The sequence below is a fragment of the Streptomyces sp. NPDC046870 genome (assembly GCF_040704595.1).
GTDB lineage: Bacteria > Actinomycetota > Actinomycetes > Streptomycetales > Streptomycetaceae > Streptomyces > Streptomyces argyrophylli.
On record NZ_JBEYXM010000004.1, the window covers coordinates 457,359 to 478,208 of the forward strand.

Consider the following 20,850-nt stretch of genomic DNA (forward strand, 5'->3'; position numbering starts at 1 on the left):
TGTGGTGAGCACCGACTGGAAGAGCGACCTCAGGCAGCGCGGCTACCGGCTGACGCCGCAGCGGCAGCTTGTCCTGGAAGCCGTGGACACCCTCGAGCACGCGACCCCCGACGACATCCTCGTGGAAGTGAGGAAGACGGCGTCGGGGGTCAACATCTCCACCGTCTACCGCACGCTGGAGCTGCTGGAGGAACTGGGCCTGGTCAGCCACGCCCACCTCGGGCACGGCGCCCCGACCTACCACCTCGCCGACCGCCACCACCATCTGCACCTGGTGTGCCGGGACTGCGACAACGTCATCGAGGCGGACCTGGACGTGGCCGGGGAGTTCACGGACAAGCTGCGCCGGCAGTTCGGCTTCGACACCGACATGAAGCACTTCGCGATCTTCGGCCGGTGCCAGGACTGTTCCCTGAAGGGTTCAAGTACCACGTCGTAGGCTTGCGGTATGAAGAGCCCCCTGCTGTCCCTGCCCGGCGCCGTCCCCGCCGAGGGTGTGGACGAAGGTGTCGCCGCCCACTACGGCGACCTGTTCCGCGAACAGCGCGCCCTCGCCGACGGCACCGGTTTCGTCGACCTCTCGCACCGCGGTGTCGTCACCGTCAGCGGCGAGGACCGGCTGAGCTGGCTGCACCTGCTGCTCACCCAGCACGTCAGCGAACTGCCCGTGGGAGAGGCCACCGAGGCCCTGATCCTCTCCGCGCACGGGCACATCGAGCACGCCCTGTACCTGGTGGACGACGGCACGACCGTCTGGGCCCATGTGGAGCCCGGCACCCAGGACGCGCTGATCGCGTACCTGGAGTCGATGAAGTTCTTCTACCGGGTTCAGGTCGCCGACCGCACCGGCGACATCGCCGTGGTGCACCTGCCCGCCGGTTCCATCGCCGACGTCCCGGACGGGGTCGTCGTGCGCGAGACGCCGTACGGCCGTGACCTCTTCCTGCCCCGGGCCGGCCTGGAGGAGTTCGCCGCCTCCCACGGGCCCGCCGCCGGGCTCCTCGCCTACGAGGCCCTGCGCGTCGAACAGCACCGCCCCCGGCTGGGCTTCGAGACCGACCACCGCACCATCCCGCACGAGCTGGGCTGGATCGGCACGGCCGTGCACCTCCAGAAGGGCTGCTACCGGGGGCAGGAGACCGTCGCCCGGGTGCAGAACCTGGGCAAGCCGCCGCGCCGGCTGGTCTTCCTGCACCTGGACGGCAGCGACGTCCATCTCCCGGTGCCGGGCACGGAGATCCGCGTCGCGGACGAGGGCCCGGAGGGCCGCAGGATCGGTGTCGTGACGACGTCGGTACGCCACCACGAGCTGGGGCCGGTCGCGCTGGCCCTGGTGAAGCGGAACGTCCCGGTCGACGCGCGGCTCCTGGCCGGGGAGACGGCGGCGGCCCAGGAGGTCGTGGTCGAGCCGTAGCCCCCGCGGGGCTCAGGCGGTGAGCACGCCGGCCACCCGTTCGATCATGTCCTCCCCCGCGTTCAGCGCGGTCGGCGTGTAGGACAGCACGAAGCGGGTCGACAGGTCGGACGTGGCGAACACACGGGTGCGGTAGCCGTAGGTCTCGCCGGTCTTCCCCCAGAAGACCGTGCCGTTCACCGTGGCCGCCTGCAAGCCCATGCTGTAGCGGGCCGGGGTGCCGTCCAGCATGGGCACCGCGGGCAGGGTGACCATCTTCCTCAGCGCCCGCTCGGGCAGGAGCATCCCGCTGAACAGGGCCTCCTGGAACCGGAAGAGGTCGTCGGCGGTGGAGACCAGTTCGCCCTCGCCCCAGGCGGCGGACTGGTCGTAGACCGTGACGTCGCGCAGGCCCCCGTCCGTCATGCGCAGGAAGCCGTGGACGGACGGGCCGTGCAGGCGGGGATCGCCGCCCGGTGTCCGTGTGCCGGTCAGTCCCAGGGGCCGCAGGATCCGGGAGGCGATCACCTCCCCGTAGGGGCGCCCGGTCAGTTCCTCGATCAGGAGGGCGAGGAGCACGTAGTTGATGCCCCGGTACTCCTGCGCCTGGCCGGGACGGAACTTCAGGCGGTCCCGCGTCACCGTGGCGACCAGGGCCCGCGGTGTCCAGTGGTCGAAGCGGTGCCGCAGGACCGCCTCCGGTGTGCCGAGGTCCGGCAGGCCCCGGTGGTCGGGCAGCCCGCTGGTGTGCTGGAGCAGATGCGCCACCTCGACGCGGTGGAAGCGGGCGGGCAGGGTGAGGCCCGGGAGGCAGTGCGTGACCGGGGCGTCGAGGTCCACCCGGCCCTCCGCCCAGAGCTGCAGGACGACGGTGGCGACGAAGGCCTTCGTCACGCTGCCCGCGCGGAAGCGGTCGTCCGCCCGGACGGGCCGGCCGCTCACCGGGTCGGCCGTGCCCGCGGTGCCGTACCAGCGGCTGCCCCGCCGCTCCACCAGCAGGTGGGAGGCGGTCGCCTCCGGATGCGAGAGATCGCTGATCGCGGCGCGTAAGGCGGCGGGGTCGAGCGGTGCGGGACCGGGAGCGGCGGGGTCCGGGGCCGTGGGGGCGGGCGCGGCCGTCGCGGGGGCGCCGAGACCCGCGGTGGCGAGCGTCAGGGCGGCGCCGGCGCCCATGCCGGTGAAGGCGCGTCGGGAGAGGGAGGTCATGGGAACGATCTTTCTCCCACCCGCGCGCCGGGACATCGGGGATGCCCCCGAAGCGACCCTGGGCCGCCCCCGACCTCAGCCCAGGGCGCGTCCCAGGGCCCACACCACCGGTGCCGCCGCCGACAGGGGCAGGGCCACGCCGGCCGTGAAGTGGACGAAGCGGGACGGGTAGTCGTAGCTCGCCACCCGGTGGCCGATCAGGGCGCACGCCCCGGCGGCGGCGCCCAGCAGCGCCCCCTTCGTGCCGAAGCCGGTCATGCCGCCCACCGCGATCCCCGCGCCCGCCGCCGCGAGCAGCGCGACCACGACCGACACCGGGGTCGGCAGGGGCAGGGCGCGGGCCAGGACCGCCACCGCGACGGCCGCGGCGCCGACCGAGACCGCGTGCGGGTCGACGGCCAGGTACCCGGTGGCCAGGACCGCGAGCGCCGCCGAGGCGACCGTCGCCATCAGGCCGTACATCCGCTCGTCCGGCGAGGCGTGCGAGCGCAGCTGGAGGACGAGGGAGAGCAGCACCCACAGGCCGAGCGGGCCCAGGATGGCCACCAGGGCGTGGTCGCGGCCCGCCGCGAGGACCGCCACGTCGGACGTCAGCGCGCCCGCGAAGGCCAGCGCGATGCCCTGCCGGGCGGGCCACATGCCGTTCAGCCGGAACCAGCCCGCGGCCGTCACCGCCTGGAGCACCACCAGCGGCACGGCCAGGGCGTACGAGGCGACGGGGGCCGCCGCGGCGAGGAGCAGGCCCAGGACGGCGGTGAGCAGCGCCGGCTGCATGCCGGGCTCGATGATCGGGGAACGGCCCTCCAGGCGGGCCCGCTGGGCGTCGGTGATCCGCGCGTTGCCGGCGAGGGTGGCGGGGCCGTAGGCGGGCCCGGCCTCCGGGCCGGCCGGGGACGCGGGCGCCGCCGCGGCGGCCGGTGCGGGCGCGGGCGCCGGTTCGGGGCTCGGCCCGGGCGCGTACGTCCCCGCCCCCGTGTGCGCCCCTGTGTGCGCTCCGCCGTACGTCCCCGGGTACGGCTGCCCGGCGTACGGCTCCCCGTACTGCTGCTGGGGCTGGGGCTGCTGGTACTGCGGCTCCTGGTAAGCGGGCTGCTGGTACCCGGGCTGGGCATACCCCTGCTGCGGATACCCCGCCTGCTGGTACCCGGCCTGCTCGTGCCCGCCCTGCTGCTGCTCCTGCCGCGGCAGGTACGCCGTCTCGGCCGCCTGCACCGGCGCGTGCGTCTGCGTCTCCCAGGTCTGGCCCTGCCACTGCTGGGTGAGCTCCGGGTCGTGGCCGGGCCGGCCGTGGTGCGGCTCCTGCGCGGGCCACTGCTGCTGGTAGGGGTCGTAGCCCTCGTAGGGGCCGCCCTGGTACGGCTGGTTGGTCATCGCTCACCCTCCTGCGAACGGCGGGAGCACCTCGACCGTGCCGCCCTCGGCCAGCCGTACCGTCTCATGCGCGCGGGTCCCGACGGGGTCGCCGTCGACGAGGAAGGAGCATCGCTGCAGCACGCGGGTGAGTTCGCCGGGGTGCCGCGTGCGCACGGCGGCCAGCGCGCCGGCCAGCGTGTCCGCCTCGTACGGCTCCTCGGCGACCTGGGCCGCGGCCTTGGCGGCGGCCCAGTAGCGCACCGTGACCTTGGGCATCTGAATCCTCAATCGACGGCAGGGACAGGAACAAACAAGAGAACGATAAGGACAGTGTGGGTCAGGCTAGCCCGCCGCCGTCACCGACCAGTCCCCGATCCGGGCCATCAGGGCGTCGTCCGCCGCGTTCTCCGCGTGGCCCATGCCCGGCTCGACCCAGAGGTCGCCGTGCCCGCCGGCCGCCTCGGCGAGCATCCGGGGGTGGTCGAGCGGGAAGTAGCCGTCGCGGTCGCCGTGGACGATCAGGAGCGGTGTCGGGGCGATCCTCGGGACTGCCTGCACCGGGGAGAGCGGGACCGGGTCCCAGTCCCGGTGGTGGATGCGCGTGCGCAGGCCGTAGCGGCCCACCAGGCGGCCCTCGGGGCGGGTGACCAGCCAGTGCAGGCGGCGCATCGGGGCCGTGCCCCGGTAGTACCAGCGGGCCGGCGCGCTGACGGAGACGACGGCGTCCGTGCCGCCGTGCAGCGCCGCGTGCCGCAGGACCACCGAGCCGCCCATGGAGAAGCCGACGGTCACCACGCGCGCGTGCCCGAGGGCCCGGGCCCACTCCACGGCGGCGGCGAGATCCAGCACCTCCTTGTCGCCGACCGTGGACCGTCCGCCGGAGCGGCCGTGGCCGCGGAAGGAGAAGGTGACGACGGCGCCGTAGCCGCGCAGGACGGCCGCCACCCGGCGCACGTGCGGGCGTTCCACGTCCCCGGTGAAACCGTGCGCGATCACGAACACCAGGTCGCGGGAGGCCGGCCGGGAGGCGTCCGGAGGGGGGTCGTATACGGCGGACGGCGGATCGTATACGGAATCGATCGGAATTCCGTCGGCGGTGCGCAGAAACGTCCGGATAGGGCCCTGTCTGCCTGTCTCGCAATTCGGACGAACGGTGGAACGTGTCCCATGACCTGCCGGACGGTTGCTCATGTGGGCTATTCTGCTGGGCAGAGGACTCGGGCAGCGTAGCCCCCGGGTCCTTTTGTGCTTTCGGAAGCGTTGTATACGAAGCGGGAAACCTCGGGTGACCGCCGGTGTACGGGGCCTTCGGGATCGCAGAGCAGTACCCGTCCGCACTGTCCTCGCAGGGACCGAGGAGGAACCAGACGTATGAGTTCTCTGCTGCTCCTGACCAACGCCCTCCAGCCGTCGACGGAGGTGCTCCCGGCCCTCGGCCTGCTCCTGCACAACGTGCGGGTCGCCCCGGCGGAGGGCCCCGCCCTCGTCGACACCCCGGGCGCCGACGTCATCCTCGTCGACGGCCGGCGCGATCTGCCCCAGGTGCGCAGCCTCTGCCAGCTGCTGCGGTCCACCGGCCCCGGCTGTCCGCTGCTCCTCGTCGTCACCGAGGGCGGCCTCGCCGCCGTCACGGCCGACTGGGGCATCGACGACGTCCTGCTGGACACCGCCGGTCCGGCCGAGGTCGAGGCGCGGCTGCGGCTCGCCATGGGACGCCAGCAGATCGTCAACGACGACTCGCCGATGGAGATCCGCAACGGCGACCTCTCGGTGGACGAGGCGACCTACAGCGCCAAGCTCAAGGGGCGGGTCCTGGACCTGACCTTCAAGGAGTTCGAGCTGCTGAAGTACCTCGCCCAGCACCCGGGCCGCGTCTTCACCCGCGCCCAGCTGCTCCAGGAGGTGTGGGGCTACGACTACTTCGGCGGCACCCGCACGGTCGACGTGCACGTACGGCGGCTGCGGGCCAAGCTCGGCCCGGAGCACGAATCGCTGATCGGAACCGTCCGGAACGTCGGTTATCGATTCGTTACGCCGGAGAAGCCCGACCGGTCCGCCGAGGAGGCCAAGGCCAAGGCGAGCCGGGCAAAGCCGGAGGATGCGGACGCGACCGCCGTCTTGGAGGGCACCGAGGTCCACGCGGAGGCGTAGCCGGCCGAGGGCGGGCGCGTGGGCGGCACCCGGGCGGGCACCGTCCGCGCACAGCCGCCCTGTGATACGCCCTGCCCACGGCGGGTCAATCCGCGTAGACTCCGCGCGTGGCCAAGGTGACTCGGGATGACGTGGCACGGCTGGCTGGAACCTCCACAGCCGTCGTCAGTTATGTCATCAACAACGGACCCCGGCCGGTCGCCCCGGCAACGCGCGAGCGCGTCCTCGCCGCGATCAAGGAACTGGGGTACCGGCCCGACCGGGTCGCCCAGGCGATGGCCTCCCGGCGGACCGACCTCATAGGCCTCATCATCCCCGACGCCCGCCAGCCGTTCTTCGGCGAGATGGCGCACGCGGTCGAGCAGGCCGCCTCGGAGCGCGGGAAGATGGTCCTGGTCGGCAACACCGACTACATCGGCGAGCGCGAGGTCCATTACCTGCGCGCCTTCCTCGGGATGCGCGTGTCGGGCCTGATCCTCGTCTCGCACGCCCTGAACGACCTGGCCGCCGCCGAGATCGACGCCTGGGACGCCCGGGTGGTGCTGCTGCACGAGCGTCCGGAGGCCATCGACGACGTGGCCGTGGTGACGGACGACCTGGGCGGCGCCCAGCTCGCCGTGCGCCACCTGCTGGAGCACGGCTACGACTACGTCGCCTGCATGGGCGGCACGGCGCAGACGCCGGCGGTCGGCGACCCGGTCTCCGACCACGTCGAGGGCTGGAAGCGGGCCATGGCCGAGGCGGGCCTGTCCACCGAGGGCCGGCTGTTCGAGGCCCCGTACAACCGCTACGACGCCTACCGGGTGGCCCTGGACGTCCTGTCCGGCCCCCACCGGCCGCCCGCGATCTTCTGCTCCACCGACGACCAGGCCATCGGACTGCTGCGGGCCGCGCGCGAGCTGCGCATCGACGTGCCCGGGCAGCTCGCGGTGGCCGGCTTCGACGACATCAAGGAGGCCGCGCTCGCCGACCCGCCGCTGACCACGGTCGCCTCCGACCGCTCGGCGATGGCACGGGCCGCGGTCGACCTGGTGCTGGACGACGGGCTGCGGATCGCCGGTTCCCGGCGCGAGCGGCTGAAGACGTTCCCCTCGCGGCTGGTGCTGCGCACGAGCTGCGGCTGTCACTGATCCCGGGGCCTCCACGGAGAGGCCCCGTAGGAGAGGCCCCGTATCCCTCTTTATATCGGGCAAACGAGGTTCTGCCGGGCTTCTCAGGCGGCACTCAGGAAGCTCTCATGGTCGCGGGGGACTCTTTTGTCATGACCGAGAGCCAGGGCACTTACGAGCAGCCGCACTCCTACTCCGCTCCTGTGGACCCCGAGTGGCCGCCCCCGCCGCCGTACCAGCCGGCGCCGGCGGCCCCCGAGCCCGGGAAGAAGCGCACCCGCGGACCGATGGGCCTGCTCGCGGCGGTGGCGATCGTCGCGGCGGCGGTCGGCGGCGGTACGGCGTACGCCTTCCAGGAGCTGGCCGGCAAGGACACGGTGGCCACCGCCGGCAGCACCACCACCGTGGTGCCGTCGAGCAAGAAGGGCGACGTGGCCGCCATCGCCGCGGCGGTCAGCCCGAGCGTGGTCGAGATCAACGCGACGCTCCAGAACGGCTCCTCCACCGGCTCCGGCGTGATCATCACCTCGAACGGCGAGATCGTCACCAACAACCACGTCGTCTCCGGCGCCACCTCGGTCAAGGTGCGCACCAGCGACGGCAGGAGCTACACCGCCGAGGTCGTCGGCACCGACAGCTCCAAGGACCTCGCCCTGATCAAGCTGAAGGGCGCCTCCGGTCTCAAGGCGGCGGCGCTCGGTGCCTCGGGCGGTGTCCAGGTCGGCGACACGGTCGTCGCGATCGGCTCTCCCGAGGGCCTGACCGGCACGGTCACCAGCGGCATCGTCTCCGCCCTGAACCGGGACGTCACCGTCTCCACCGACGAGAACCAGGGACAGGGCCAGGACGGCGAGGGGCAGTGGCCCTTCCAGTTCGGCGGCCGTGAGTTCAACGGCGACACCGGCTCGTCCACCACCACCTACAAGGCCATCCAGACCGACGCGTCCCTCAACCCCGGCAACTCCGGCGGTGCGCTGATCGACGCGAGCGGTCACGTCATAGGCATCAACTCCGCGATGTACTCCTCCGCCTCGCAGGCGTCCTCGTCCTCGGACGCGGGCAGCATCGGCCTCGGCTTCGCCATCCCCATCGACACGGTGAAGTCCGACCTGGCCAAGCTGCGGGCGGGCTCCGACAGCTAGCAACACCGAGTGCAAGGAGCAGGTCATGATCAAGCACGTCCCCCACCGGTTCAGCGAGCGTGGTCCGGCCGGTCTCACCCTGGCCCTGTCCATCGTGTCCGAGCTGCACGTGCCCGTCCCGGCGCCCCGGGCCCCCGAGGTGGCCGCGCCCGTGACGCCGGTCCCCCAGCTGATGGGCCTGCGCACCTCCGCCGCCCGTCCGCACCGCCGCAAGGTCCCGCTGCACCGCCTGAACACGGTCCGGGTCTGACCGGAGCGCGTGTCCCCGGCTCCCGGACATGGGACGCTGAGAGACACCGGCCACGGCCGGGAGGCCCCCACCCCCGGCCGGACGGCACCGGCCGGCCCACCCACCGCACCCCGAGGAAACGCGAGCGATGAGTCCCGCCGAAGGCGACCGTGACCCCCAGCGCATCCTGATCGTCGACGACGAGCCGGCCGTGCGCGAGGCCCTCCAGCGCAGCCTCGCCTTCGAGGGGTACGAAACCGAGGTCGCCGTCGACGGCGCGGACGCCCTGGAGAAGGCCACGGCCTGCCGGCCCGACCTGGTCGTGCTGGACATCCAGATGCCGCGCATGGACGGGCTGACCGCGGCCCGCCGCATCCGGGGTGCGGGGGACACCACCCCGATCCTCATGCTCACCGCGCGCGACACCGTCGGCGACCGGGTCACCGGCCTGGACGCGGGCGCCGACGACTACCTGGTCAAACCGTTCGAGCTGGACGAACTCTTCGCCCGCATCCGCGCCCTGCTGCGCCGCAGTTCCTACGCGGCGGCGGTGTCCGCCGAGGCCCAGGCGGACGAGGCGCTCACCTTCGGCGACCTGCGCATGGACCTCGCGACCCGGGAGGTCACGCGCGGCGGCCGGCCGGTCGAGCTGACCCGCACGGAGTTCACCCTGCTGGAGATGTTCATGGCACATCCGCGTCAGGTGCTCACCCGTGAGCAGATCCTGAAGGCGGTGTGGGGCTTCGACTTCGAGCCCTCCTCCAACTCGCTCGACGTCTACGTCATGTACCTGCGCCGCAAGACCGAGGCCGGCGGCGAGCCGCGCCTGGTGCACACCGTGCGCGGGGTGGGCTACGTGCTGCGGCAGGGCGGCGCCGAGTGAGGCAGCTGGCGCGCCGGTACCGGGCGCTGCCGCTGCGGGCGCGACTGGCGATGCTGGTCGCGGCCGCGGTGGCGTTCGCGGTGGCGGCGGTCTCGGTGACCTGCTGGTTCCTCGTGGAGCGGAAGCTGTACGACCAGCTCGACGAGGACCTGCAGAAGTCCCTGCGGAACACGACGCAGACGGACCAGTTGCAGTTCACCCTGGACAACTGCACGGACACTCCGCAGGCCAACAGCTTCCTGCTGCGCGACCGGTACTCCCAGCTGGTCACGGAGGACGGCAAGGTCTGTCTGTTCGGGGCCGCCTCGGGCACGATCAGGGTCACCCAGGCCGACAAGACCGAGATCAGGAACCTCGACCCCAGCATCCTGTACTTCCGCAACGGCAGCGACGACGAGGGCAACGAGCTGCGGGTGCTCACCAAGCCGGTCGGCCCCACCTCCACCCCGAGCGGCGGGCGCGGGCCCAACGTCGGCGTGCTCATCGCCGTACCCCTCAAGAGCACGCAGAAGACCCTCAACGACCTCGCCCTGGTCCTCCTCCTCGTCTCCGCCGTCGGTGTCGTCGGCGCCGGTGCCGCGGGCCTCGCCGTCGCGCGGGCCGGGCTGCGCCCCGTGGACAAGCTCACCGAGGCCGTGGAGCACGTGGCCCGCACGGAGGACCTGACCATCCGCATCCCCGTGGAGGACGTCAGCGAGGACGAGGTGGCCCGGCTGTCGAGGTCGTTCAACTCGATGACCGCCTCGCTGGCCAGCTCCCGCGACCTCCAGCAGCAGCTGATCGCGGACGCCGGCCATGAACTGCGCACGCCCCTGACGTCGCTCAGGACGAACATCGAACTGCTCACCCGCAGCGAGGAGACCGGCCGTCCGCTCCCGCCCGAGGACCACAAGGCGCTGCTCTCCTCGGTCAAGGCGCAGGTGACCGAGCTGGCCGCGCTGATCGGCGACCTCCAGGAGCTGTCCCGTTCGGAGGGGCAGCACAGCGAACGCGTGCAGGTGGTCGCCCTCCAGGACATCGTCGAGGCGGCGCTGCGCCGGGCCCGGCTGCGCGGCCCCGAGCTGTCGATCACCGCGGACCTGGAGCCCTGGTTCGTGCGGGCGGAGCCCTCCGCCCTGGAGCGGGCGATCGTCAACATCCTGGACAACGCGGTGAAGTTCAGCCCCGAGGGCGGCACGGTCGAGGTGCGGCTCGGCGGGGGCGTGCTGACGGTCCGCGATCACGGTCCCGGCATCGCCGAGGACGAGCTCCCGCACGTCTTCGACCGGTTCTGGCGCTCCCCGAGCGCCCGTGCCCTGCCGGGCTCGGGCCTCGGCCTGTCCATCGTCGCCCGTACCGTCAAGCAGGCGGGCGGCGAGGTCTCGCTGGCCCCCGCCCAGGGCGGCGGCACGGTGGTGACGGTACGGCTGCCGGGGGCGCCGACCCCGCCGCCGGAGACAACCGGCTGACCAGACGCCCTCAGTCCGTTCGGCGGCCCCGGCCGGCGGGAGGCTTTCCGAGGCGCCGGCTCTTGTCCACAGCTGTGGACAAGAGCCGGGGCCGCCCTACTGCACGACCGTGATCCGGTCCGTCTTCGGCGGTGCGATCGGGGACGTGGCCGACGAGTTCGCCGTCAGGTACTTCTCCAGGGCCGTCAGATCGTCCGCGCCGACCAGGTCACCCGTGCCCTGGGCCAGCGTCGGGAAGCCGTCGCCGCCGCCCGCGAGGAAGCTGTTGGTGGCGACGCGATAGGTGGCCGACGGGTCGATCGGGGCGCCGTTCAGACGGATCGAGCCGGTGACCACACGGTCCGCGCCGGACTTGGTGAGGTCCAGGGTGTAGGTGAGCCCGGCGGACGGCTGGAGGATCTTCGGGGCCGCCGCGTTGGCACCGCTGACCTGCTCCTTGAGGACCTGGACCAGCTGGGCGCCGGTGAAGTCCTGGAGGTTCACGGTGTTGGCGAACGGCTGGACCGTGAAGCCCTCGGCGTAGGTGACCACGCCGTCGCCCTCGGAGCCCTTGGCCGCGTAGGTGAGACCGGCCCGGACGCCGCCCGGGTTCATCAGCGCCAGGCTGGTCCTCGGGTCCAGCTCCCGGCCGTGGGCGAGCTGGGCGTCGGCGATGAGATCGCCCATCGGGGACTCGGTGCCGCTGTTGTTGACGTCGGCGGAGATGTACCCGATGGGACGGTTGCCGATCGGGGCGGCCAGGGTGTTCCAGCGCGAGATCAGGTCGGTCATGTCCGGCGCCTTGGGGACGTCCCGGGTGACCACGTGGTTCGCGGACTTCACGGCCGTACGCGCGATGTCACCGGTGCGGCGGTCGTACGTCAGCGTGGTGTCCGTGTAGAGGCGGCCGAAGGAGGACGCCGAGGTGACCATGCGGGGGCGGCCGGACGGGTCCGGGATCGTGCAGACGTACGCCTGGTGGGTGTGACCGGTGACCAGGGCGTCCACCGCCGGGGTCACGTTCTTGGCGATGTCCACGATCGGGCCGGAGATGCCGCTGCCCGCGCCCGGGGAGTCGCAGTCGTAGTTGTAGGAGCCGGAGGCCGGGTAGCCGCCCTCGTGGATCAGGGCCACGATCGACTGCACGCCCTGGCGCTGGAGCACCTTGGCGTACTTGTTGATGGTCTCGGCCTCGTCCTTGAAGGACAGGCCCTTGACGCCGTCGGCGGAGACGATGCCGGGGGTGCCCTCCAGCGTGACCCCGATGAAGCCGATCCTGACGTCCTTCTTCTTCCAGACCCAGTACGGCTTCAGGATCGGCTTGCCGGTCTTCTCGTCCAGGACGTTCGCGGCCAGGTACGGGAAGTCGGCACCCTGGAAGCCCTGGTCCGTGTAGCAGCCGTCCGTGGGGTGGCAGCCGCCGTTCTGGAGCCGGGCCAGTTCCCTCGCGCCCTCGTCGAACTCGTGGTTGCCGACCGAGGTGACGTCCAGGTCCAGCTTGTTCAGCGCCTCGACGGTGGGCTCGTCGTGGAAGAGGCCCGACAGCAGCGGGGAGGCGCCGACCAGGTCGCCGCCGGCCGCGGTGACCGAGTACGGGTGGCCGGCCCGGGCCTGGCGGAGGTGGGTCGCGAGGTACTCGACACCGCCCGCGTCGACCGTCTTCGTCGTGCCGTCCGGCTGGAGTTCGGTGACCCGGCCGGAGGAGCCGGACGGAGGCTCGAGGTTGCCGTGCAGGTCGTTGAAGGAGAGCAGCTGGACGTCCTGGTAGCGGCCCGGACGGTGGTGGCTCTCGTGCGCGTCCGCCGGGAGCGCGGCGGTCAGCGCCGCGGCCGTGGCGAGCGTGGCCGCGCTCGCGAGAAGGGCGTACGTACGACGTCCGGTGCGCCGGGGCGCGGCTGGCATGGGACCCCCCTGTGGGTCGGCTGTGGTGGCTCGGCGCAGCCTAGAGTCAACGCGCGTAGCACGACAGGGGGTTCATGGTTACATCCTGGTTTCCCTTCGCCCGTGTCCTCACCGGTGCTCCCGCCGTGGCCGATGTGCCGGGAATTCGCCCCGGCCGCCCCGTACCCTCGTACGCATGAGCAGCGACGACACCGTACGGGGCTTCCCCGCCCGCTCCATCGAGACCTCCTCCGCGCTCACCCCGGACCGGGCCGAGGCCGTGCTGCGCCTGCTCGGCGAGGCCGCCCGGGCCGACGGGCAGCAACCGGTGTCCGAGCAGGGCCGGCTGCAACTGCGCGGCGGAGCCCGCGAGGGCGTCTCGCACCTGCTGCTGTCCGTCGACGGCGAACTCGTCGGCTACGCCCAGCTGGAGGACACCGACCCAGTGGAGGCGCCGGCCGCCGAACTGGTCGTGCATCCCGCCCACCGCGGACACGGCCACGGCCGGGCGCTCGGCTCGGCCCTGCTCGCCGCCTCCGGCAAGCGGCTGCGGGTGTGGGCGCACGGCGGGCACCCCGCCGCCCGGCACCTCGCCCAGGTGCTCGGCCTGACCCTGTTCCGCGAACTGCGCCAGATGCGGCGCTCGTTGACCGATCTGGAGCTGCCCGATCCGGTACTGCCGGAAGGCGTGACCGTGCGCGCCTTCGTGCCCGGCAAGGACGATGCCGCCTGGCTCGCCGTGAACGCCGCCGCCTTCGCCCACCACCCGGAGCAGGGCTCGCTGACCCAGCGGGACCTGGACGACCGCAAGGCCGAGCCGTGGTTCGACCCCGCCGGGTTCTTCCTCGCCGAGCGGCGCGGCGAACTGATCGGCTTCCACTGGACGAAGGTGCACGCCGAGGAGGGTCTGGGCGAGGTGTACGTCCTCGGGGTCCGGCCCGGTGAACAGGGCGGCGGCCTCGGCAAGGCCCTCACCACGGTGGGACTGCGCCACCTGGCCGCGCAGCAACTGCCGACCGCGATGCTCTACGTCGACGCCGACAACAAGGCGGCGGTGTCGGTGTACGAGCGCCTGGGCTTCACGGTCCACGAGACGGACCTGATGTACCGCACGGAAACCTGACATCCGCGCAGGTGAGGGGCGGTCGTTTGACGACCGCCCCTCTTTTGTACCACCCTTTCACTACTCAATTAGTGAAAGGGTGGTTGAACCGATGGTCGAGTACCGCATCGACCGGCACAGCGGCGTGGCCACCTACGTGCAGATCGTCCAGCAGACCAAACAGGCGCTCCGGCTGGGCCTGCTGCGGCCGGGCGACCGGCTGCCCACCGCACGCGAGGTGGTGGAGGCCACCGCCATCAACCCCAACACCGTCCTGAAGGCCTACCGCGAACTGGAGCGCGAGGGCCTGGTGGAGGCGCGGCGCGGCCTCGGCACCTTCGTCCGGCGGTCCCTGGGCACCACCCCCGCCGACTCGCCCCTGCGCGGCGAGCTGGAGCAGTGGGCGGGCCGCGCCCGCGCCGCCGGACTGGAGCGGGACGACGTGGCCGCACTCTTCACCGCCGTACTCGACACGTACTTCGAGGGAGACCCGACATGAGCAGTGACACCGCGTTGAGGGCGGAGGCTCTGGGGAAACGGTTCGGCCTCCGTGGGGGCTGGGCACTGCGGGACTGCTCGTTCCGGCTGCCCGCAGGGCGCGTGTGCGCGGTCGTCGGCCCCAACGGCGCCGGCAAGTCGACCCTGCTCGCCCTGGCCGCCGGGCTCACCGCGCCCACCGAGGGCAGCGTGACCGTCCTCGGCACCACACCGGCCGCCGCCCGCCCCCGGGTCGGCTTCATCGCCCAGGACAAGCCGCTGTACCCGCAGCTCACCATCGCCGAGACGCTGCGCATGGGCGCCGACCTCAACCCCGGGCACTGGGACGCGGACGGCGCCGAGCGGGTCGTCGCGGGCGGCGACCTCGACCCCGCGGCCCGCGTCCGCTCCCTCTCCGGCGGCCAGCGCACCCGGGTGGCACTCGCCCTCGCCGTCGGCAAGCGGCCCGAACTGCTGCTCCTGGACGAGCCGATGGCGGACCTCGACCCCCTGGCCCGGCACGAGCTGATGGGCACGCTGATGGCGCAGGCCGCCCGCGGCACCACCATCGTGATGTCCTCGCACGTCGTCGCCGAGCTGGAGGACTCCTGCGACCACCTGCTGCTCGTCGGCGGCGGCCGGATCCGGCTGTCCGGCGAGATCGACGACCTGCTCGCCGCCCACCGGAGGGTGAGCGGCGCCGCCGCGACGACCCCGCTGGACGCGCACACCGTGATCGAGTCCCGGGTCACCGGCCGGCAGCTCACCGCGCTGATCCGCCCGGCCGGCCCCCTCCCCGGCGACTGGCGCACCGCGACGCCGTCCCTGGAGGAACTGGTCCTCGCCCACCTGCGCAACCCCGGCGCCCCCGCCCTGACCCCGGCCGACGACACCGACACCGCCGCCAACCCCGACGAGGAGCACGCCGCGTGACCGCCACCCTGAGCGCACCCGCCCCGGTGACCACCACCCCGCGCCAGATCCGCTGGCTGCTGCGCCTGCACCGGCCCGCCGTGTACACCTGGGCGATCCTGGTCGTGGGCGTCGCCGGCGCGCTGCTGTGGCTGTGGGGCCCGCTCACCAACGCGGCGGCGACGGCCTGGCACGACTACGACGCCACCTGCGCGCGCGACCTCCCCTGCCGGTACGACCAGGACGCGATCCTGCGCTACAAGGACGTCTACCAGTACACGACCACCGCCATCCTCGCGGTCCCGTTCCTCACCGCCGCCTGGGCGGGCGCGGCGCTGACCGGCCGCGAGGTGGAGGCCGGCACGGTACGGCTCGCCTGGACCCAGGGCGTCTCACCGGTCCGCTGGCTGACCGCCCGGCTCGCGCTCCCGGCCCTCCTGGTCACCGGCGGCACCGGTCTGCTGGCGCTGCTGCACCACGTGGCGTGGTCCGCGGGCGACGGCCGGATCGACACCGCCAAGCACTGGTACGACGTCCCCACCTTCTACTCGGGCGGCCCGCTGATCGCCGCCCTCGCACTGACCGGCCTGGTCGTCGGCGCCCTCGCCGGGCTGCTGACCGGCCGCTCGCTGGTCGCGCTGTGCGTCTCCGCGCTCTCCGTGGCCGCGCTGTGGATCGCCGTCCACATGAGCCTGCCGCACCTGTGGCCGACCGTCACCGGCGTCACCGGCCGCGGGAGGTTGCCGGCGTACTCGGGCATCAAGGTCGAGGAGGGCGTCGTCACCGCGACCGGTGCCCACGTGCCCGCCTCGACCTGCGTCTCCGACGCCAGTTCCTGGTGCCGGCGCTTCAACGACCAGCGGCACGCCGCCGGCTTCTACGTCGACTACCACCCCTCCTCCCACTACTGGCCGCTGCACCTCGTCCCGGCGGGCCTCCTCCTCGCCCTCACCGCCGTACTGACCACGCTCGCCTTCTGGCTGCTCCACCGCCGCACCACCGGCACGCCCACCCACCCGAAGCCGGCCCGCACCACGGGCGCCGCCCGCGGCTGAGCCGCCGGGGCCGGCCGTGAGGGACCCGGTGGATGCCCGCCGTCGCCCCCGGCGGCCCGCCCCACGGGTCCCGACCACGGGAAAGCCGCCGGGACCGGCCGCGAGGAAGCCACTCGCACCGGCCGCGAGGGAACGGCCGGGACCAGCCGGAACGAAACCGCCGGACTCGGCCGAGACGGAACCGGCAGATGCCCCCCTCGCCCCCGGCAGCCCGCGCCACAGGCCCCGGCCACGGCGAAGCCGCCGAGACCGGCCGCGGGCGAGCCGCCGGGCCCGGCCACGACGGAACGGCACTTGACCACCCCGCCCCCCGGCGGCCCGCCCCACGGGTCCCGACCACGGGAAAGCCGCCGGGACCGGCCGCGAGGAAGCCACTCGGACCGGTCGCGAGGGAACGGCCCGGACCAGCCGTAACGAAACCGCCGGACTCGGCCGAGACGGAACCGGCAGATGCCCCCTCACCCCCGGCAGTCCGCGCCACGGGCCCCGGCCATGGCGAAACCGCCGAGGCCGCCGTGGGCGAGCCGCCGGGACCGGCCACGACGGAGCCCCCTCACCCCCGGCAGCCCGCGCCACAGGCCCCGGCCCCGGGGAAGCCGCCGGGACCGGCCATGACGGAGCCGGTGGATGACCGCCGGCCCCTCCGGTGGCCCGGTCAACCGCCGCGCCCTGCCGCCGCAGCACCGCCCGGCCGTGCTGCCGTGCACCGGCGTTCGCGCTGTTCGCGGGCTGTGGACCGCTGAGGGGCGCCCTCTGTGTCGCTCCCCGTGACCGGGCCTGCCGGCGCGCGTCGCCGACCACAGCCGCACCGCCCCCGTTCACCGGCCGGTGTGCTCGCCCTGGCCTCCGGGGCGGTCCGGTGCACGCACCGGGCCGTCCTGGTCACGCACCGATACCGAAAACGCGCCCGCGGTCGCCACCCGGGGGGACTCACCGCCACCGCCGAAGCACCCGGATTTCCGGCGTTTTCGCAGCCGGGAACCCCTTCGGGCCGCCCCCCGCTATCCCGCACGTCATGTCGCCGTAACCGTTGATTCAGCCGGGCTTGCGACGCTCAGCCAATGAAGCCCGCCGTGCCAGAGCCTTCGCCGCCCCCCGAGGGGCCCGCGGGGAACGGGGCCGTCACGCTCCCGCCCGCACGTTCCGACGCGCCTGTGTCACCCGTTGCGCGGAAGAATGGGTTCATGAGTCAGCAAGACACCCAGGCAGAGGTACAGCACCCCCAGCCCTCCGTGGGCTCCATCGCCGCGCACCGCCAGCACGCCGTGGCCGCCGTGGTCTCCGACCTGGAACCCGATCTGGACGCGGGTCTCGACACCTACGAGGAGGCGCCGACCGACGGCGCACCCCTGCCCCAGGGCCGCTTCCTCGACCGGGAACGCAGCTGGCTCGCCTTCAACGAGCGCGTCCTGGAGCTGGCCGAGGACCCGAACACGCCCTTGCTGGAGCGCGCCAACTTCCTCGCGATCTTCGCCAGCAACCTGGACGAGTTCTTCATGGTCCGCGTGGCCGGCCTGAAGCGCCGCATCGCCACCGGCGTCGCCACCCGCTCCGCCTCCGGCCTCCAGCCCCGCGAGGTACTGGAGATGATCTGGGCCCGCTCCCGCGAGCTGATGGCCCGGCACGCCGCCTGCTACCACGAGGACGTCGCCCCCGCACTCGCGGACGAGGGCATCCACCTGGTCCGCTGGACCGAGCTGACCGACAAGGAACAGGCCCGGCTCTTCACGCTGTTCCGGCACCAGATCTTCCCGGTCCTCACGCCCCTGGCCGTCGACCCCGCGCACCCCTTCCCGTACATCTCCGGCCTCTCGCTGAACCTGGCCGTCGTGGTGCGCAACCCGGTCAGCGGCCACAAGCACTTCGCGCGCGTGAAGGTTCCGCCGCTGCTGACCCGCTTCCTGGAGGCCTCCCCCGGCCGCTACGTCCCCATCGAGGACGTCATCGCGGCCCCCAACCACCTGGAAGAGCTGTTCCCGGGCATGGAGATCCTGGAGCACCACGCCTTCCGGATCACCCGCAACGAGGACCTGGAGGTCGAGGAGGACGACGCCGAGAACCTCCTCCAGGCCCTGGAGAAGGAACTCATGCGGCGCCGCTTCGGCCCGCCGGTGCGCCTGGAGGTCGAGGAGTCCATCGACCGCGAGGTGCTGGACCTGCTGGTGCGCGAGCTGAAGATCTCCGAGGCGGAGGTCTACCCGCTGCCCGGCCCCCTGGACCTCACCGGCCTCTTCCGCATCCACAGCCTCGACCGGCCGGAGCTGAAGTACCCGAAGTTCGTCGCCGGCACCCACCGCGACCTCGCCGAGGTCGAGTCGGCGTCCGCGCCCGACATCTTCGCGGCGCTGCGCGCGCGGGACGTGCTCCTGCACCACCCGTACGACAGCTTCTCCACCTCCGTGCAGGCGTTCCTGGAACAGGCCGCGGCCGACCCGGACGTCCTCGCCATCAAGCAGACCCTGTACCGCACCTCCGGCGACTCCCCGATAGTCGACGCGCTCATCGACGCCGCCGAGTCCGGCAAGCAGGTCCTCGTCCTGGTCGAGATCAAGGCCCGCTTCGACGAGCACGCCAACATCAAGTGGGCCCGCAAGCTGGAGGAGGCCGGCTGCCACGTCGTGTACGGCCTGGTCGGCCTGAAGACGCACTGCAAGCTGTCGCTGGTGGTGCGTCAGGAGGGCGAGACCCTGCGCCGCTACAGCCACGTCGGCACCGGCAACTACCACCCGAAGACGGCCCGCCTGTACGAGGACCTCGGCCTGCTCACCGCCGACCCGCAGGTCGGCGCCGACCTCTCCGACCTCTTCAACCGGCTGTCCGGCTACTCGCGCCGCGAGACCTACCGCCGGCTGCTGGTCGCCCCCAAGTCCCTGCGGGACGGCCTGGTCGCCCGGATCGACAAGGAGGTCCAGCACCACCGCGCGGGCCGTCCCGCGTTCGTCCGCATCAAGGTCAACTCGATGGTGGACGAGGCGGTCATCGACGCGCTCTACCGGGCGTCCCAGGCGGGCGTGCCGGTCGACATCTGGGTGCGGGGCATCTGCGCCGTCCGCCCGGGCGTCACGGGTCTGTCGGAGAACATCCGGGTCCGCTCGATCCTCGGCCGGTTCCTCGAACACTCCCGGGTGTTCGCCTTCGGCAACGGCGGCGAGCCCGAGGTGTGGATCGGCAGCGCCGACATGATGCACCGCAACCTCGACCGCCGGATAGAGGCCCTGGTCCGGGTGGTCGACCCCGGCCACCGCGCCGCACTCAACCGGCTGTTGGACACCGGCATGTCCGACACCACCGCGTCCTGGCACCTCGGCCCGGACGGCGAGTGGACGCGGCACGCGACCGACGCGGACGGCCAGCCCCTGCGCAACATCCAGGAGATGCTCATAGACGCCCGGAGGCGCCGGCGTGGCACAGCAACACCTTGACCCGACGGACCCCACGGCCGGGGCGGTGACGGGGGACGCCCTCGCGGACTACCTGCGCGCCCAGGCCACCGAGTTCCTCCGCGCCCTGCGCCTGCACCGGGAGACCGGGGGCCAGGCGGCCGGCGCGGAGGAACCCGTCGACGCGGCCCGCGCCCTGCGGCGCTCGGCCCGCCGCATCAGCGCCAGCCTGCACACCTTCCGCCCGCTCCTCGACCCCGACTGGTCGGAGGCGATGCGCCCCGAACTGGCCTGGGTGTCCGGCACCCTGGGCCTGGAACACGCCTACGAGGCCCGTCTGGAACGCCTGTTGCTGGCCCTGCACCGGCTGTCGGGCGCGGCGGTGCTGCCCGCACAGGCGGTGGACGTCCCCGTGGCCGCGGGCAGCCGGGCCGCCGGGGCGGCACGGGCGGGGACCACCGCGGTGGGAGGCACCGGTGGTCCCGCCGGCGCGACGGTGACGACAGAGCGCGGCACCCTCACGGTCGGCGCGGCGAAGGCGGGCGCCCTGCTCGAACGCCAGCTCACCCTGGCCCGGACGCGCGCCCACTCCACCGCCCTCCAGGCCCTCGGCTCCTCCCGCTTCCACGCCGTGGCCGACAAGGTCGCCGTCCTCGCCAGCGAGGTTCCCCTCACCCCCGCCGCCCCCGCCACGACCCTGCACCCCCTGGCCGCCGCGGCCGAGGAACGCCTCACGGACGCCGTCACCGCGCTCCCCCTGGTCACCGCCGGCCACCCCTACAACGCGGAGGCGCTGGTGCACGGCCTGTCCCCGGACCCGGCGCCGCACCCCCAGGACAGCCCCTGGCACCAGGTGCGCCTGCTGCTGCGTCTGCACCGGTACGCCCGCGAGGTGCTGCACGCCGGCGACACCCCGCCGGACGGGCGGCTGCTGACGGCGGGCCAGGCGCTGAACCGGCACCGGGACGCCTCGGAGGCGGCGGCCGCGGCGGCGCAGGCGGCCCGCACCCCGCGGATCACCCCGGCGACGGCGTACGCGCTCGGTGTGCTCCACGCCGACCAGCGGCACGAGGTGGAGGCGGCCCGGTTCGCGTTCCAGCAGGCGTGGCAGAAGCAGACCGTTCCCGCGCCCTGACCCCACGAGGAGGCG

Annotated in this window: 19 protein-coding genes; 14 read left to right on the forward strand and 5 right to left on the reverse strand. The window is 73.1% G+C overall.

From position 1 onward, the window contains the following. Position 1 precedes the first annotated feature (1 nt). Positions 2-439: a Fur family transcriptional regulator gene (locus tag AB0946_RS13245; RefSeq protein ID WP_171155028.1), complete on the forward strand. Its 438-nt coding sequence runs from the start codon at positions 2-4 to the stop codon at positions 437-439. 9 nt (positions 440-448) lie between these two features. After that, positions 449-1,414 (forward strand): folate-binding protein, encoded by a 966-nt coding sequence (locus tag AB0946_RS13250; protein WP_366760655.1) that lies wholly within the window; start codon positions 449-451, stop codon positions 1,412-1,414. Between the two features lie 12 nt (positions 1,415-1,426). Here the strand turns inward: AB0946_RS13250 and AB0946_RS13255 are convergent, their stop codons facing one another. From AB0946_RS13255 to AB0946_RS13270, 4 genes are all read right to left on the reverse strand, one after another. Then, positions 1,427-2,599, reverse strand: coding sequence for a serine hydrolase domain-containing protein (locus tag AB0946_RS13255; RefSeq protein ID WP_366760656.1), 1,173 nt, complete (start codon positions 2,597-2,599; stop codon positions 1,427-1,429). 75 nt (positions 2,600-2,674) lie between these two features. Next, entirely contained in the window at positions 2,675-3,970 is a 1,296-nt protein-coding gene (locus tag AB0946_RS13260; protein ID WP_366760657.1) for a hypothetical protein, read from the reverse strand. A gap of 3 nt (positions 3,971-3,973) precedes the next feature. Beyond that, positions 3,974-4,228 carry a MoaD/ThiS family protein gene (locus tag AB0946_RS13265; RefSeq protein ID WP_171155021.1) on the reverse strand — a complete coding sequence of 85 codons (255 nt, stop codon included), beginning with the start codon at positions 4,226-4,228 and terminating at the stop codon, positions 3,974-3,976. Between the two features lie 66 nt (positions 4,229-4,294). Beyond that, positions 4,295-5,143, reverse strand: a complete 849-nt coding sequence (locus tag AB0946_RS13270; RefSeq protein ID WP_366760658.1) for an alpha/beta fold hydrolase — start codon at positions 5,141-5,143, stop codon at positions 4,295-4,297. Positions 5,144-5,323: 180 nt separating this feature from the next. On the opposite strand from AB0946_RS13270, the gene AB0946_RS13275 reads away from it, so the two are divergent. The 6 genes from AB0946_RS13275 to AB0946_RS13300 all read left to right on the forward strand — a co-directional run bounded on the left by AB0946_RS13275 (position 5,324) and on the right by AB0946_RS13300 (position 10,914). Beyond that, entirely contained in the window at positions 5,324-6,103 is a 780-nt protein-coding gene (locus AB0946_RS13275; RefSeq protein WP_366760659.1) for a response regulator transcription factor, read from the forward strand. Positions 6,104-6,210: 107 nt separating this feature from the next. Then, the gene (locus tag AB0946_RS13280) at positions 6,211-7,233 is read left to right on the forward strand and encodes a LacI family DNA-binding transcriptional regulator (protein WP_171155015.1); all 1,023 of its coding nucleotides are present in this window, start codon (positions 6,211-6,213) and stop codon (positions 7,231-7,233) included. A 131-nt stretch (positions 7,234-7,364) separates the two neighbouring features. Continuing rightward, the gene (locus AB0946_RS13285) at positions 7,365-8,354 is read left to right on the forward strand and encodes a trypsin-like peptidase domain-containing protein (protein WP_366760660.1); all 990 of its coding nucleotides are present in this window, start codon (positions 7,365-7,367) and stop codon (positions 8,352-8,354) included. 25 nt (positions 8,355-8,379) lie between these two features. After that, on the forward strand, positions 8,380-8,604 hold the full coding sequence (locus AB0946_RS13290; RefSeq protein ID WP_030653636.1) for a hypothetical protein: 225 nt from the start codon (positions 8,380-8,382) through the stop codon (positions 8,602-8,604). A gap of 127 nt (positions 8,605-8,731) precedes the next feature. Further along, positions 8,732-9,466 (forward strand): response regulator transcription factor, encoded by a 735-nt coding sequence (locus tag AB0946_RS13295; RefSeq protein WP_366760661.1) that lies wholly within the window; start codon positions 8,732-8,734, stop codon positions 9,464-9,466. Beyond that, positions 9,463-10,914, forward strand: a complete 1,452-nt coding sequence (locus tag AB0946_RS13300) for a HAMP domain-containing sensor histidine kinase (RefSeq protein WP_366760662.1) — start codon at positions 9,463-9,465, stop codon at positions 10,912-10,914. The genes AB0946_RS13295 and AB0946_RS13300 overlap by 4 nt, the downstream gene beginning before the upstream one ends. 96 nt (positions 10,915-11,010) lie before the next feature. Here AB0946_RS13300 and AB0946_RS13305 read toward each other — a convergent pair whose 3' ends face one another. Then, positions 11,011-12,795 (reverse strand): bifunctional metallophosphatase/5'-nucleotidase, encoded by a 1,785-nt coding sequence (locus AB0946_RS13305; RefSeq protein ID WP_366760663.1) that lies wholly within the window; start codon positions 12,793-12,795, stop codon positions 11,011-11,013. A gap of 175 nt (positions 12,796-12,970) precedes the next feature. Between AB0946_RS13305 and mshD the strand changes: the two genes are divergently transcribed. The 6 genes from mshD to AB0946_RS13335 all read left to right on the forward strand — a co-directional run bounded on the left by mshD (position 12,971) and on the right by AB0946_RS13335 (position 20,835). After that, the gene (mshD, locus tag AB0946_RS13310; RefSeq protein WP_366760664.1) at positions 12,971-13,897 is read left to right on the forward strand and encodes a mycothiol synthase; all 927 of its coding nucleotides are present in this window, start codon (positions 12,971-12,973) and stop codon (positions 13,895-13,897) included. Positions 13,898-13,988: 91 nt separating this feature from the next. Further along, a complete protein-coding gene (locus AB0946_RS13315) occupies positions 13,989-14,375 on the forward strand; it encodes a GntR family transcriptional regulator (RefSeq protein WP_366760665.1) in 387 nt (128 codons plus the stop codon). Continuing rightward, positions 14,372-15,286 carry an ABC transporter ATP-binding protein gene (locus AB0946_RS13320; protein WP_366760666.1) on the forward strand — a complete coding sequence of 305 codons (915 nt, stop codon included), beginning with the start codon at positions 14,372-14,374 and terminating at the stop codon, positions 15,284-15,286. Before AB0946_RS13315 ends, AB0946_RS13320 begins: the two co-directional genes overlap by 4 nt. Beyond that, positions 15,283-16,320 (forward strand): ABC transporter permease, encoded by a 1,038-nt coding sequence (locus tag AB0946_RS13325; RefSeq protein ID WP_366760667.1) that lies wholly within the window; start codon positions 15,283-15,285, stop codon positions 16,318-16,320. Before AB0946_RS13320 ends, AB0946_RS13325 begins: the two co-directional genes overlap by 4 nt. A gap of 1,184 nt (positions 16,321-17,504) precedes the next feature. Continuing rightward, positions 17,505-19,742 (forward strand): RNA degradosome polyphosphate kinase, encoded by a 2,238-nt coding sequence (locus AB0946_RS13330; RefSeq protein ID WP_366760668.1) that lies wholly within the window; start codon positions 17,505-17,507, stop codon positions 19,740-19,742. Continuing rightward, the gene (locus AB0946_RS13335; RefSeq protein ID WP_366760669.1) at positions 19,723-20,835 is read left to right on the forward strand and encodes a CHAD domain-containing protein; all 1,113 of its coding nucleotides are present in this window, start codon (positions 19,723-19,725) and stop codon (positions 20,833-20,835) included. The genes AB0946_RS13330 and AB0946_RS13335 overlap by 20 nt, the downstream gene beginning before the upstream one ends. Positions 20,836-20,850: the final 15 nt, after the last annotated feature.